Origin of the sequence: Heyndrickxia oleronia, from assembly GCF_017809215.1 — a bacterium.
Lineage (GTDB): Bacteria > Bacillota > Bacilli > Bacillales > Bacillaceae_C > Heyndrickxia > Heyndrickxia oleronia.
The window spans coordinates 595,637-609,768 of the sequence record NZ_CP065424.1 but is presented as its reverse complement, the minus strand read 5'-3'; the positions used below and the strand labels follow the sequence as shown (position 1 = coordinate 609,768).

At 37.0% G+C, this 14,132-nt stretch carries 15 protein-coding genes; 8 read left to right on the top strand and 7 right to left on the bottom strand.

From position 1 onward, the window contains the following. Position 1 precedes the first annotated feature (1 nt). Positions 2–1,150 (bottom strand): N-acetylglucosamine-6-phosphate deacetylase, encoded by a 1,149-nt coding sequence (gene nagA, locus I5818_RS03285; RefSeq protein ID WP_078110381.1) that lies wholly within the window; start codon positions 1,148–1,150, stop codon positions 2–4. A gap of 285 nt (positions 1,151–1,435) precedes the next feature. Between nagA and tagU the strand changes: the two genes are divergently transcribed. Together tagU and I5818_RS03275 are read left to right on the top strand one after the other, a co-directional pair. Continuing rightward, a complete protein-coding gene (gene tagU, locus I5818_RS03280) occupies positions 1,436–2,371 on the top strand; it encodes a polyisoprenyl-teichoic acid--peptidoglycan teichoic acid transferase TagU (RefSeq protein ID WP_078110382.1) in 936 nt (311 codons plus the stop codon). A 70-nt stretch (positions 2,372–2,441) separates the two neighbouring features. Continuing rightward, positions 2,442–3,242, top strand: a complete 801-nt coding sequence (locus I5818_RS03275) for a helix-turn-helix domain-containing protein (RefSeq protein WP_078110383.1) — start codon at positions 2,442–2,444, stop codon at positions 3,240–3,242. 95 nt (positions 3,243–3,337) lie between these two features. On the opposite strand, the gene I5818_RS03270 is transcribed toward I5818_RS03275, so the two are convergent. Together I5818_RS03270 and I5818_RS03265 are read right to left on the bottom strand one after the other, a co-directional pair. Beyond that, positions 3,338–3,823 (bottom strand): hypothetical protein, encoded by a 486-nt coding sequence (locus I5818_RS03270; RefSeq protein WP_078110384.1) that lies wholly within the window; start codon positions 3,821–3,823, stop codon positions 3,338–3,340. 418 nt (positions 3,824–4,241) lie between these two features. Then, a complete protein-coding gene (locus tag I5818_RS03265) occupies positions 4,242–4,739 on the bottom strand; it encodes a DinB family protein (RefSeq protein ID WP_078110385.1) in 498 nt (165 codons plus the stop codon). A gap of 143 nt (positions 4,740–4,882) precedes the next feature. On the opposite strand from I5818_RS03265, the gene I5818_RS03260 reads away from it, so the two are divergent. Beyond that, positions 4,883–5,350: a hypothetical protein gene (locus I5818_RS03260; RefSeq protein WP_235849693.1), complete on the top strand. Its 468-nt coding sequence runs from the start codon at positions 4,883–4,885 to the stop codon at positions 5,348–5,350. 135 nt (positions 5,351–5,485) lie between these two features. Here the strand turns inward: I5818_RS03260 and I5818_RS03255 are convergent, their stop codons facing one another. Further along, positions 5,486–6,622: a zinc-dependent alcohol dehydrogenase gene (locus tag I5818_RS03255; protein WP_078110386.1), complete on the bottom strand. Its 1,137-nt coding sequence runs from the start codon at positions 6,620–6,622 to the stop codon at positions 5,486–5,488. A gap of 189 nt (positions 6,623–6,811) precedes the next feature. On the opposite strand from I5818_RS03255, the gene I5818_RS03250 reads away from it, so the two are divergent. The 4 genes from I5818_RS03250 (at position 6,812) to I5818_RS03235 (ending at position 11,380) form a co-directional block, all read left to right on the top strand. After that, positions 6,812–8,266, top strand: coding sequence for an alanine/glycine:cation symporter family protein (locus I5818_RS03250; RefSeq protein WP_078110387.1), 1,455 nt, complete (start codon positions 6,812–6,814; stop codon positions 8,264–8,266). Positions 8,267–8,406: 140 nt separating this feature from the next. Further along, the gene (locus I5818_RS03245) at positions 8,407–9,084 is read left to right on the top strand and encodes a response regulator transcription factor (RefSeq protein WP_078110388.1); all 678 of its coding nucleotides are present in this window, start codon (positions 8,407–8,409) and stop codon (positions 9,082–9,084) included. Continuing rightward, positions 9,081–10,466, top strand: coding sequence for a sensor histidine kinase (locus tag I5818_RS03240; RefSeq protein ID WP_078110389.1), 1,386 nt, complete (start codon positions 9,081–9,083; stop codon positions 10,464–10,466). Before I5818_RS03245 ends, I5818_RS03240 begins: the two co-directional genes overlap by 4 nt. Positions 10,467–10,498: 32 nt before the next feature. Continuing rightward, entirely contained in the window at positions 10,499–11,380 is an 882-nt protein-coding gene (locus I5818_RS03235; protein ID WP_235849695.1) for a DODA-type extradiol aromatic ring-opening family dioxygenase, read from the top strand. 20 nt (positions 11,381–11,400) lie between these two features. On the opposite strand, the gene I5818_RS03230 is transcribed toward I5818_RS03235, so the two are convergent. From I5818_RS03230 to I5818_RS03220, 3 genes are all read right to left on the bottom strand, one after another. Further along, entirely contained in the window at positions 11,401–12,225 is an 825-nt protein-coding gene (locus I5818_RS03230) for a hypothetical protein (RefSeq protein WP_078110390.1), read from the bottom strand. Then, a complete protein-coding gene (locus I5818_RS03225; RefSeq protein WP_058005208.1) occupies positions 12,222–12,713 on the bottom strand; it encodes a CBO0543 family protein in 492 nt (163 codons plus the stop codon). The genes I5818_RS03230 and I5818_RS03225 overlap by 4 nt, the downstream gene beginning before the upstream one ends. 105 nt (positions 12,714–12,818) lie before the next feature. Then, complete coding sequence (locus I5818_RS03220) at positions 12,819–13,250, bottom strand: DUF2935 domain-containing protein (protein ID WP_078109816.1); 432 nt, start codon at positions 13,248–13,250, stop codon at positions 12,819–12,821. 152 nt (positions 13,251–13,402) lie between these two features. On the opposite strand from I5818_RS03220, the gene I5818_RS03215 reads away from it, so the two are divergent. Then, positions 13,403–14,053: a hypothetical protein gene (locus I5818_RS03215; protein ID WP_078109815.1), complete on the top strand. Its 651-nt coding sequence runs from the start codon at positions 13,403–13,405 to the stop codon at positions 14,051–14,053. The last annotated feature ends 79 nt before the right edge of the window (positions 14,054–14,132 follow it).

Below are 14,132 nucleotides of genomic sequence, written 5' to 3'. Positions count from 1 at the left end.
ATTATTCCCCTCTTCTATATTGTTTTCCTAAATGATAGGTTTCTTCTACCTGTAAATTTTGATTCATGATTACAAAATCCGCATCCATGCCTTTTTTCAGAAACCCTTTATGTTGGAGTCCGAATTCCTTCGCTTGATTGCCAGAGCTCATTTGAACAGCCTCTTCAATTGAGCAGCCAGTAAATTGAATGATGTTTCGGAATGCTTGATCCATCGTAAATATGCTGCCTGCAAGAGAGCCATTTTCCAAGCGACATTCACCGTCTTTTACGATTACCTTTTGTCCTCCAAGCTCTGATTCCCCGTCTGGCAGGCCTTTTGCTCTCATCGCGTCTGAGATAAGGACAATGCCCTTAGCTCCTTTTATTTTGTATGTTAAATTGACCATATCGGGATGAATATGAATCCCGTCTCCAATAATCTCTGCTTGAATATGTGAAGATAATAATGCATGCCCTGCAACACCTGCTTCACGATGATGAAGCCCGCGCATTCCATTGTATAAATGAGTAGCATGGGTCGTCTTACTTTCTAGAAGCTCTGCGCGCACAGCATCCGTATGTCCCATTGATGGTACAATTCCATTTTCAATCATGATGTTTTCAAACTCACGTGCACCATTTTTTTCAGGTGCATACGTAACCAATTTGATTTGATCCCCTGATGCATGATGCCATTTTAAAAATAATTCGATGTCTGGGTCTGAGATAAATTCAAGAGGTTGCGCACCTGCTCTTTTTTCAGAAATGAACGGTCCTTCTAAATGAACCCCTTCAATCGTCGTTCTGCCGGACTCTTTCGCTACTTTTACTGACTTAAGTGCCGCTTCAATTGCTGGATAATCTTGAGTAATCGTTGTTGCAAAGAAAGAGGTAACTCCTTCCTTAAGCAGTTGTTCACTAAGGAAAACAAGTTTTTCAGGATCCGCATCCATGACATCCACTCCATAGCCACCATGGATATGTACATCAATCATCCCTGGAATCACTAATTTGCCTGAAGCATCGATCTCTTCTACATTTGGATTCGATTGATAGGCATTCATCGATCCAGTTTCTAAGATTTTTTCCCCTTCGATACGTAAAAATCCATTGTCTATGATTCCTTCACCAGTATAAATTTTTGCATTGATTACCACTTTTTGTTCCAATGCAATCACCTCATTTTCCGTGTATTTTAGGAAATAATAAATTTATCTTGATACTTTTTATATAGTTGTCTATACCAATTATGGTATGTATTTTTGTTATTGTCAATGAATGAATGGTGATATACACTAATAACTTTTTTCATTTTTTATTATGGCTCACTTCGTATAAAGTGTTGCATCGATTCTTGCCTTAAACGTTTGCAAAAAAATTTCATACACAATTGACAGATTATTTGGTAATCTTACGATAGAAAACAGAAAATAATCCCTTTGGAGGAATGCGTCATGCGTTCAGATCGGGCAAAACAGAAAAGAAAAAAGAAAAGATGGATAATCGTAGGCGTTGTTTTGCTGTTATTACTAGTTGGAGCTGGAGCATACGCTTACTCCATTTACCATTCTCTAACGAAGGCAGTCAATACTATGCACACCCCCATTAAACGAGAAAGTACTCGGGTGGAAGAAATTACATTTCAAAGGCAAGACCCCTTCTCTGTTCTAATGCTAGGTGTTGATGAACGAAAGGGTGATCGCGGACGATCAGATACAATGATTGTTCTTACGGTTAATCCTAATCCGACGTTCAAATCCGTGCAAATGCTTAGCATCCCTCGAGATACACGGGTAGAAATTGTTGGAAAGGGAAAAGAGGATAAGATTAACCATGCCTATGCATTTGGTGGTGTGGAAATGTCCATGGATACAGTAGAAAAATTTCTAGATATACCGATTGATTATTATATTAAGGTGAATATGGAAGGCTTTAAAGATATAGTTGATGCACTCAATGGAATTACTGTAAATAATGATTTAAATTTTAGCTATGAAGGCAACCATTTTAAGAAAGGGCAAATACACTTAGATGGCAAGGAGGCTCTTTCCTTTGTCCGCATGAGAAAAGAAGATCCTCGCGGAGATTTTGGCCGCCAGGAACGACAACGCCAGGTCATCCAAGGTGTAATTAGTAAAGGAGCGAGCTTTACATCCTTAACTAGATTCAATGATGTGTTTAAAGCTCTAGGAAAAAATGTAGAAACAAATATTACTTTTGATGAAATGAAGTCTATTCAAAAGTATTATAAAGATGCTCGTGAAAAAATTGAGCCCTTTCAACTAAAAGGGCAAGGGACAAAGATTGATGGAATTTACTACTTTATTGTACCTAAAGAGGAAATTCAAAATGTACAAAGCCGGTTAAAGAAGCACTTAGAATTGCAATAAGTGTCTGGTACCATTTATGCATGTAACTTTTCTGCATAATGGTGCCGACACTCATAAGAGGTGAATACTGTTGGAAACGAATAATAAAAAACCAAGTGGGTTGCTTAATGTACAGACGGGAAAAGAACATTTTTCACTTGATTTGTACTCACCTTCACAAGAGCTTAATCTATTTATCGAACATTATTGGATCGTAAATTGGGATTTAAGGGGACAGAAACCTTATCTGTCCGAAAATCTCCCACATCCTTCTGTGCATCTTGTATTCGAAAAGAACCAATCTTCTATTTACGGTGTAGTCATGAAAAAATTTTCAATCCTTCTCAAAGAAAAAGGTACGGTTTTTGGGATCAAGTTTCGTCCTGGTGCTTTTTATCCGTTTGTTCGACAGTCAATGGATCATTTTACAGGACAGGCCATCCCTTCTCAGGATATATTTGGCGAAGTTATGAATGAATTAGAGAGTGGTATCTTCTCCCTTACTGATCAAAAAGAAATGATTGATCTTGCCGAATCATTCCTTTTTTCCATAATACCTAACAAAGATGAAACGCTTCTCCAAATTCACGCGATTATCGAAAAAATGAAATCTGATCCACTGATCAATACAGTAGAGGATATTTCTGAACATTTTCATCTCTCGGTACGAACACTCCAAAGATTATTTAAAAAATATGTAGGTATTAGCCCAAAGTGGGTGATCCGACGATACAGGCTTCTTGAGGTAGCAGATCAGCTTTCAAATGGTCACCCTCAACCATGGCAGCAATTAATAGCTGACTTAGGTTATTATGATCAAAGTCATTTTATACGAGATTTTAAAAGCATTGTTGGGCGTTCCCCTGAGGAGTATATCCGAAAGTCAATATAATAAACAGAGACAAAAAAATGGATGAACGTTAGATCGTTTACCAAATATAGACGAGACAAAATGATCATCTCGTCTTTTTGTTCTATTCTTTTCACTTAAAAAATTTCATTTCCAATTTTCGTATCTCGCTCCTCATTTTCTTGGATGATTTTTAGTTCATCATTTTTCGAAATGGTTAAATCCCCCTTTTTTTCTACTACATTTGAAGCTTTTTCATCATAAAACTTAATTTTTAATGTGTAATGATAATTGATTGTTCCATCATTATTCTCATTTACTTTTTTTAATTCTACATCTTCTAGCTCGATACTTTTCTTTGTTTTCTTAGAGATTTCAGGTGCTATTTGAAATAAACGATTTAAATGATGCTTTTCTTGAAGGTCTTTAGATAGGTACTTACTTACTTTTTCTTCGATGTTGGATACATCTGGAGGAGAATTGGGGTCTGTAACTGTATACTGTTCGATTTTATATTGCTTAATAAACTTTTCAACATCCTGCTCCTTTACCGTAGCTTTACTACATCCAATTAAACTAATGAGTAAAAAACAAGATAAAATGAAGCCAAAACATTTTTTCATCTCTTCCCTCCTTTATCTTTTATGAAGGCTCTTTCTCAAACATTATTGCTATTGAAGTAAAACACCGCTGAATCTTTAATTAGGTGTAGAAGCCGGCTGTTAAGCTTTTTACTAAACAGCCTTCATTTAAAATTACGTACCACCATTACAAAAAGTTTCATTTTCTTTCAATGGAGCTAAAATAATCCCCAATTCATTCAAAAATGTACTGGGGATTAGAGCTCCTATCTGCTCCTATCATTTGCTGCTGTAAAAATAGTTAATCAATAACGCGATCCTTCCACTTCTTTCGCCATAATCACTAGTTCATTTATCGTTTTCCTGTTACACTTCGTAGCGGGAACATTCAATTTGTGTAGGTTGGTAGCTAGCTTTGAATCACGTACACTTTTCCTCTTAATAGTGCTAATAAATCCATTTAAATATATGGAGTTTGTCCTTTATCCTTCCAATCATCAAATGTGGGACCATATATGCCAGGCGGTCGTAATCCTGCTTGACGCATGAGCACGGTCAGTTGTCCGCGATGATGGACTTCATGCTGGACCAACAAATGCAAGGATTTCGCCTTTGACCATTCCTCCCCATTGACTTCCTGGGAACTTTGCAAGTCAACATCCTTCCATTGTGTTTCCACTGCATCAACCAATGCTTGTGACACCTTCTTATATTCATCTGCGATTTTTTTTGCAGACGAGGGTGCTCTTTCTTCCCCATCCGGTTTTTTAAATTGAAGCTCATCGCTTGATAAGCTTCCAATAACCCAGACTAAATGCCAAGCAATCTGTCCTAATGTACGGTATTCTGGTAATATGGACTGCTGCAATGACTCATCTGTTAGCACATCCAGTAAGCGGCTTGTAGCTGCTGATTCTGCTTTCCATTCTAAAATAAATTCATCAATGTTATGGTACATTCCTTTAATCCCCCTTACAGTTTGTTTATACTTAAAAATTTAAGTCATTTAAACAAAACTGTATTGTAAAAACGCGACAGATTCACTGTAACTTCTTCCGGTGAAAGAACGTCTGAATTTGTAAAGGGGGATAAAAAACACAGATGATGATGAGAATGGGTCTACTTTTAATATTGTTATTTAGTTTAGCAGGATGCTCGAGTGAAGAATCAAAACATAAGGATGCACAGCCACCAAGTGCCTCGATTCATATAGGAGAAAAAAACTACAAGACGAAATTGGGGACATATTGTTGGTCTTCAAACAATAAAGGAGTTTGTGTGGATACAGCAGGTCCTGTAGAGCTTCTAAAAGATCAAAAACCCATACACACCAAACCTGGGGAAACCATACAATTTGTAATGGATTATAATCCACAGCCTAATCAATTTCATGTTGTACAAATCAATAAGAACGAGGAGCTGGAAATTCCGGTTAAAAACAATCAATTTACCGCACCTACTCAAAAAGGAATTTATTATTATTCCTATGGAGTATGGTGGATGGATAAAAAAGATAAGAATTTATCACATGGTGATGCCTTCTATGCATTTGCCATCGAAGTTAAATGATTAATGTCTGACACCATTTATACATTTTTCAATCAAGGCTCTTTTCCCAAGCATTTGATTTCACCGAGAGAAGAGCGGCTAGGTGTAAAAGCTGGCAGTTAGGCTTTTACACTAGCAACCTGCCTTCATCTCGTGTTAGGGTTTAAGTACTACTTTAATACAATTGTCTTCTTTTTCGTCAAAGACAGAGTAGCCATATTCTGCTTGGTCGAGTGGTAATCGATGGGTGATGATATCTGTTGGATCAAATGTTCCTTTAATAATATGTTGATATAGCTCTGGGATGTAGTGAATAACGGGTGCCTGTCCCATTTTTAAAGTAATATTTCTTGAAAAAAAATCACCTAATGGGAATTGGTTATAACGTGTCCCATATACCCCTACTAATTGGACAGTTCCACCTTTTCTTACACATTGCGATGCCATAACAATCGCTCCCATCGCTCCTCCTTGTAGCTTTAATGCGGATCCAATTGCCTCAAGAACTGTCTTTTTTCCGTCCAGGCCAACACAGTCAATAACGACATCGGCTCCACCTTTTGTTAACTCCTTTAAATAATCACCTGTGTTCTCTATTTTACTAAAATCAACTATTTCTACATGATTTGTTTTCTTCGCATGCTCCAAACGATAGTGAATGTAATCAACCGCTATGACTCTTTTTGCACCTTTCATCCAAGCAAATTTCTGTGTCAACAGTCCAACAGGACCACATCCTAAAACGATAACCGTATCTCCTTCTTTGACACCTGCCGAGTCAACTCCCCAATAAGCTGTTGGGATAATATCAGATAAGAATAAAATTTTTTCATCCTCAAGCTCGCAATCTTCAGGGACTAGGAAAGGAGTAAAATTTCCAAATGGTACCCTAAGATATTCTGCTTGACCTCCAGGGTAGCCCCCGAACGTTTCTGAATATCCGAAGTACCCTCCTGCTTCACCATGTGGGTTTGATTGATCACACTGACTTTCTAAATCATGCTGACAAAACCAACATTGCCCACAGGCGATATTAAAAGGAACAATTACCCTGTCCCCTTTTTTGAGTTTGTTTACAGCCGGTCCTACCTCTTCAACAATCCCCATTGGTTCATGACCAATAATAAAATTATGGGGCATATTGGGCATCATCCCATGAACTAAGTGAAGATCAGAACCACAAATTGCTGTACTTGTGATTTTGACAATGATGTCATCCTCCTTGTGAATAGTTGGTTCCGGAACATCCTTCACCTTTACATCCTTTATTCCTTGATATGTTACAGCCTTCATTAAATTACCTCCTTTGCTATATCAATTTTTCAAAATTAGTTTCCCCATTATCCTTTTTGAGCCGCATTCCAATTTTTAACCTGCAATATATTGAATACTTTCAATTTTTAGATTGTTCTATTTATTTGTTTCCCATATAATTTATGTCATGGGGAATTGCTCCTCTAAAAAAAATCAAGGGGGATGAGGATGGATAATTTTGTCGGATGGTTAAATAATGTACTTTGGAGTCCGCCGCTAATTATTATTTGTATTGTAGTTGGATTGTTTTTTTCATTTGCGACCCGTTTTTTACAATTGCGGCTAATTCCAGATATGTTAAGACAAATGTTTAAAGGAAAAAGCTCAGATGCAGGAATTTCATCATTCCAGGCTTTATCTGTGGCTTTATCTGGGCGTGTCGGTACCGGAAATATTGCCGGTGTTGCTACCGCTATAGGGTTAGGAGGACCTGGTGCCGTTTTTTGGATGTGGCTGATTGCCTTTGTTGGCGCTGCTACCGCTTATGTTGAATCTACTCTTGCTCAAATTTATAAGGTAAAACAAGATGGTGAGTATCGTGGAGGACCAGCCTATTATATTGAAAAAGGGACTGGTATGAGATGGTATGGAATCGTATTTGCTGTTGCAACTATTATTTCATTAACCTTTCTAATGCCTGGTGTACAAGCCAATGCTATTGCCGAAGGACTTAATAATGCATTTGGTATGAATAAAATTCTAACGGCAACGATTATTGCTGTATTGCTCGGAATTATCATTTTTGGTGGAGTCAAAAGGATTGCGGGTGTTGCTCAATTTGTCGTTCCTTTCATGGCTCTCGGTTATATTATTGTGGCATTAATCATTATTCTTATAAACTTTTCAGAAATTCCTGCGGTGTTTGCTCTTATTTTTAAAAGTGCGTTCGGTGCTGAAGCTACCTTTGGGGGAATAGTTGGTTCAGCGATTTCTTGGGGTGTCAAACGAGGAATCTACTCAAATGAAGCAGGTCAAGGAACAGGTGCCCATGCAGCAGGTGCTGCCGAAGTTTCTCACCCTGCCAAGCAAGGTCTTGTGCAAGCATTTTCCGTCTATATTGATACTTGGTTTGTTTGTACAGCTACTGCATTTATGATTCTATTTACTAATATGTTTAGTACAAAGGCTCCTGATGGAACCTATCTTTTTAATAAAATGGGAACAGCTGATCCTGGACCACAATACACACAAGCAGCTGTAGAAAGTGTATTACCGGGATTTGGTTCTGGATTTGTCGCTATTTCTTTATTCTTTTTTGCCTTTACAACTATTATGGCCTATTACTATATGTCAGAAACAAATGTTGCTTATCTAACGCGTGGAAAAAATAATCGTTGGGCTATTTTAGCCATTAAAATTGTTAGTATGGCAGCAGTGTTCTATGGCTGTGTCAAAACATCTGAAGTGGCATGGGCGTTTGGCGATACAGGACTAGGAATTATGGTATGGCTAAACATTATCGCCATATTGATCCTAATGAAGCCTGCTCTCGTCGCCTTGAAGGATTATGAACGGCAAAAACGAGAAGGAAAAGATCCAGTTTTCGATCCTGAGCCACTTGGCATCAAGAATGCAGATTACTGGGTTGAAAAGAAAACCGAAGATAAGCAAGAAGTCAGCTAATAGGTAGTCTAATTGGGGTCAGACTCCACACGATTGTGTTGTGGGGTCTGACCTATTTTTATGTTTTTTTCATTTGATATCCTGACAACAATCAGCCAAAATGAAACTATTGAATACATACTCTGGTAGGTGCTTAGAAAATGTTAAATATTTTAATTGTGGATGATGATTCTCATATTCGCGAGCTTTTAAGACATACGCTGCAATCGGAAGGATACTTTGTTTTTGAAGCAACGGACGGAAATGAGGCATCACAATTACTCACTAAACAACAGATTCACTTAGCGGTAGTTGACGTGATGATGCCCCATAAAGATGGATGGCAGTTAACTGAAGAGATTAGGAAATACTATGATTTCCCTGTTATTCTACTAACAGCGAAGGATCAACTAGAGGATAAAGAAAAGGGTTTTTCAGTCGGTACAGATGATTATTTAACCAAACCGTTTGAGCCAAAGGAATTGCTGTTTCGTATGAAAGCATTATTACGTCGATTTCAAATGGTGAATTCCGAAAAAATCACACTAAATGATATTGTTATTGATCGTAAAAGCTATGAAGTGCATTGCAACAAAAAACAGCTGATGTTGCCGATGAAGGAATTTGAGTTATTGGCACAACTCGCAAGTTATCCTGACCGAATATTTACACGTGACGAATTAATTCAGCTTATATGGGGACATGATTTTGAAGGGGATGAGCGGACAGTAGATGTTCATATTAAACGGCTACGAGAGCGCTTTAAGAATCATGCGAATGACTTTAGTATTAAAACGGTACGTGGTGTCGGATATAAACTGGAGGTCGCCAAGCAGTGAAAACACTTTATTTACGAATCGTCGTCACGACAATCGTTGTGATGATATTCAGCAGTCTACTTTCCTTTTTCCTCTCCAATGCTTACTATCATTTTTATTTAAAGCCTCATAATGATGAAAAGGTAACGAGAATGGCTAAGGATATTCAATCCTATTATCAGAACCATTCCAGTATAGATATAAACCAATATTTGTCCCATATCAGCCAGTTAGGATATCAAATGTATTTAGTCGCTTCTGATGGAAATGGGACCTTCTATGGTGGTGATTTTCGAAAAAAAGAATTGGATCAATATATTATTCAGGATGTAGTTAGTGGTAAAACATATCATGGAATCAATCAATTTCCTTCTAAACTGTTCGTGACGGGTTTTTTTGATAATGTTTTGAAGAATACAATTGGGGTACCTGTAATCGTTGACGGAGCTCCTCATGCCCTTTTTATTCGCCCAAATCTTGAAGTCCAGTTTGGAGAAATGCGGATCTTTTTTGCCATTTTACTAGCTGTTACTATTCTGCTTAGTGTGATTTTTGTCGTGATTAGCACTAGATATATTGTAAAGCCAATCAGTAAATTAACGGAGGCCACCAAGAAGATTGCAAAAGGAAATTATAATATTCAATTACAAGTGCATCGGCGCGATGAAATCGGACAGCTTGCAAGTCATTTTTCCTCAATGACCAAGAGCTTGGAGCAGCTGGAAGCCATGCGCCAGGAGTTTGTTTCTAATGTATCGCATGAAATTCAATCACCACTTGCCTCAATTCAGGGATTCTCACAAACCTTACAACTAGAAACTATTACAGAGGAAAAGAGAAAGCACTATCTTTCGATCATCGAGGATGAAAGTCGTCGTTTATCACAATTAAGTAAACAATTACTTACCCTTGCATCTTTAGATAAAGAGGAAGGAATTGTTGAAAAGGATAGGTTCGATCTTTCCCAACAAATCAAGCAGGTGCTGTTTATGACAGAATGGAGCTGGAGAGAAAAAGACATAGCCATTGATATGGAGCTTCCATCTGTTTTTATTCATGCCGATCAGAAGCTGCTTCAACAGGCTTGGACGAATCTGATTACAAATAGTATTAAATTTAGCGAAACCGGAGGTACGATTTCAATAAATATCCGTTCAGATAATGAAAAATGTTATATCGAGATATCGGATACAGGAATTGGCATTTCAAAAGAGGATCTTCCACATATTTTTCAACGCTTTTATAAAGCAGATAAATCGCGGATTCGAAAAGAAGGAAGTAGTGGTTTAGGACTGGCTATTACGAAAAAGATTATCGAATTGCATGATGGGAAAATCCACGTAGAAAGCATGTTAGGAAGAGGAACCACATTCTTTATCGAACTCCCTTTAACATCAAATTGATTTTTCCCTACTATTTAAAGGAGTCTCGGCTAATGTTGTCGAATAGATTTGTAAAATATGTTACTGAAAGAGTGATGAGGATGAATCCTTTTGTGTTTGCTTGTATTGCCCCTCATGGTAGTGAAATCATACCTGAATTAGGTGGTACGAAACCAGAAAGAATGAGGCTAACAAGAGATAGTATGATGAAGCTCGGTCATAAAATGCATGATGCTAAGCCAGACACGATTATTGTTCTTACACCTCATGGCACAAGAATTGATGGGTATTTTTCAGTATCTAATAGTGAAAAAATGTATGGATTTGTTGAAGAGAATGATGGATTTTACGAGCTTGAACGGTATGTCGATCGTGATCTAGCACTTGCCATTACAAAAGAAGCAAAGGAGCACAACATTCCTATTGCCTCTATTAATTACGGAACAGCCTCTGGCCCCATTTCCTGCTTGCCACTCGATTGGGGTGCAATTGTTCCTTTATCTTTTATGCCAGATGTACCAATTGTTGTTATCAATCCATCAAGAGACTTATCATTTGAAACGCATATTAAGCTTGGTCAAATGATGAATCAGGTGGTCCAAAAATCGAACAAACGTGTCGCTCTAATTGCAAGCTGCGACTGGGCACATGCCCATGATGAGCGTGGTCCATATGGCTTTGACCCCGCTGCAGCACTACTTGATGAAGAGGTTGTTGGATTTATTCGCTCCAATGAGCTCGAAAAAATGGCCGAGTTTGATCAAGAATATATTGATGCCGCCAAACCCGATGGAATTTGGCAAACACTCATTTTAGCAGGTGCTATTCCAAAGGAAGCCCGCAATATTCACCTTTATTCCTATGAGGTTCCAACTTATTTTGGACTGATCTGCGCAGAAATCACATCCAGTCAAACATCCTATCATGTTTACTGATACCATATTAACAAATGGAGTCAGGTGCCTTCTTGGCCTGACTCCATTTGTTTTTTAAATAATTTTACTAATAACAGGTTTGTTAAATGGAGTGGGATCATACAATAAACAGTCCATCTTTTGGCTTTTATCCAGTTGAGACGATATAATAGTTGATCCATTAGGTGAAGGGTTCCTAGTCCTAGTGCCCATTTTTTAGTTAGCAATGCAACATAGGCGATCACAGATTGGATCATAAAATATGCTGGTGCAATGATAAAATGCTGATAGTACTTTTTGCTCCATTTTATTCGGATTAAAAACTTTTTTGAGATAGCCACTAATACGAAATTTGTATTCAAATAATTCACCCAGAAGATTAGAAGAACAGTTATTCGCGCTGTCCATTTTTCTGGTTTTCCCTCAAGAAGTAGTGACCACTTTTTTACAACCCAAAAGAAAAAAGGTAAAGATATAAGCGTGTAGATTGTCTTCCACCAGTTTTTCTTGAATAAGCCTAATCGGATAAATAACCATTCAATTCCAGCATATAAAAATGTTGCTCCGAGACTCCATGTCCATTTTTTTTGAAACAAAGCAAGGGCTGTTGCCATAATCGGGACTGTAAATGCTTGAGAGATAATCGCCCCCATAATCGTATCTTGCCATTTATTGCTAAAAACCTTTGGATAATATTTATAACTCTTCAATATATTAAGCACGAAATATTCGAAAACATAGGCTTGTCCAATGCTTGAAAAGAGCAGAATCCAAGGTTTTTTATCCCATTTTTTCACAAAGGTAATAATCACTAATACAAGATGTATAAATGTTAAGATCGCATATATCAGTGAGTTTTTCTTCATAATAAGCCTCTTTCATAATGATTACATGCACTTTTTTCTATTTTTACTATCCACTTGTAATATAAATATAATAGGATCAATAAGATCGGATTAAGAATAATGGAATATCCGATATTCCACCAGCCATAATGAAAATATCCCCATGGCTCTGGGAGAAGAGCTAAAAATTCATATCCTAAAGTTCCGATTTCCCATAGTAAATAATATAGAAATACTTTCCACCATTTCGCATGATGTGGATACCATTTTATAAACAATACATTTACAGGTGGAACTACAAGGAGATGAGCAAGCAATCCTGAATACTCAATCCCCTTGGTAAAATACCAATATCCATGGTATTTAAATTCAATATATAGATCGAAAATTGTTTGCAATACGAGGGTAAATGCGATAATGTGTACGATTCGATTAGTTGATAGTTTTTTTGCTGCTACTTTAAATGCAATAAAATTAAAAATAATAATTGCAGTAATAAGTCCTACCATAGCCTATCTCCTTTATTTAGAAGTTCCCATTTTTACTATGTACGATTCTGGATGAATAATACTTAAGAAAAAAGATTCTACAAAAAAGAGACCCCTTCTAGGTCTCTATATGTACTTACTATATAAAACTGCCTGAGCGATGCCGACAAAATACTCCGATTCATCAATAATATGCTTCATAACTACTTTTGCCGTTGGATTGTTGACGATTGGTTCACTTTCCTGAATCAGTTGATTACAAAAAGCAATGAATTGTACACTTTGCTCCAAACAAAAAGATACGAGTTTTGTTAATTCCCGATATAATTCATAAGTAAATGTACCCGTTGTACGGATGGTTGTTTCAATAAAACGTACCACCCGACCATGTGCCTCACGAAACGCGGTTTCCCATTCAAAAAGTGCATCAAAAAACTCAGTCTCTAAATCTTTCATTAGCTCCCGGATGACGACTGTATGCTCTTCTTCTTGCTGCTTCCAAAACTCGCACTCATCAAGCACGCGTAATGGCATTTGATTTCTATAGTAAAATTGCATGCAATCATTCCTTTCACTTTTTATCCCTATTTAAAGCTTATTACCAGGAAAGAGTGAAAAGAACTACTTTTGTACGGACTTAAACAGGATTTACACTAGATGGTAATGACTGTATAATACAGAATAATCAAACATTTAATAAGGTGGATGAAATGATAAAAAATAGAAGACTATTTACTCTCTCTCTTTTCCTACTGGGCTTATATATTGTATTGATACTGCCATATCCTAACTCTTACTCTTTAGGTGAAACAATTATCCGAAATTGGTATACCCCTGCAAAAACCTATTATGTTACAAATGTTTTATTCCTTTTGGTTCTTTTAGGTTTAATCCTTCTCGGGATCTCACTAAAAAAGTTCCGTTACCGATTGATAATTCTTACAACCATTATAATCGCAAATATCCCACCCACAGTTACTAACTTCGTGCAAAAACATTTTTCCAGTGGAATTTATGCTATTTCTTATGATCAACAGTTGAGTCAATGTCATTTCCAAACAAAAAATAAGCACACCATGCATGCCCAATGTCAATTGATTTTTGAAAACCACAGCAATGATACTGTCCCTTTTACAATCCAAATTTATAATCATGATATTAGCGATTACCCTAATGGTTTAACTCTTTTAAAAGAAGCTGGACCCTTTGATGTCCTAGTAAAAGGAAATCAAAGAACAAATATCAAAATTGAAAAGGATATTGATATTACACATTTGAAAAATGATAGCTTTAGCCAGGAAATCAGCTCCATCGATATTCGGATTAAGGCAGATACTAGAACGAGGGATTTTATTAATTAACATTGAAGATCGTTTTAAATTGGGCGCTTTTCTCAAATTTTTCTTTTTGAGCGTAAAGTTTGAATCAATTAGCGGGTAA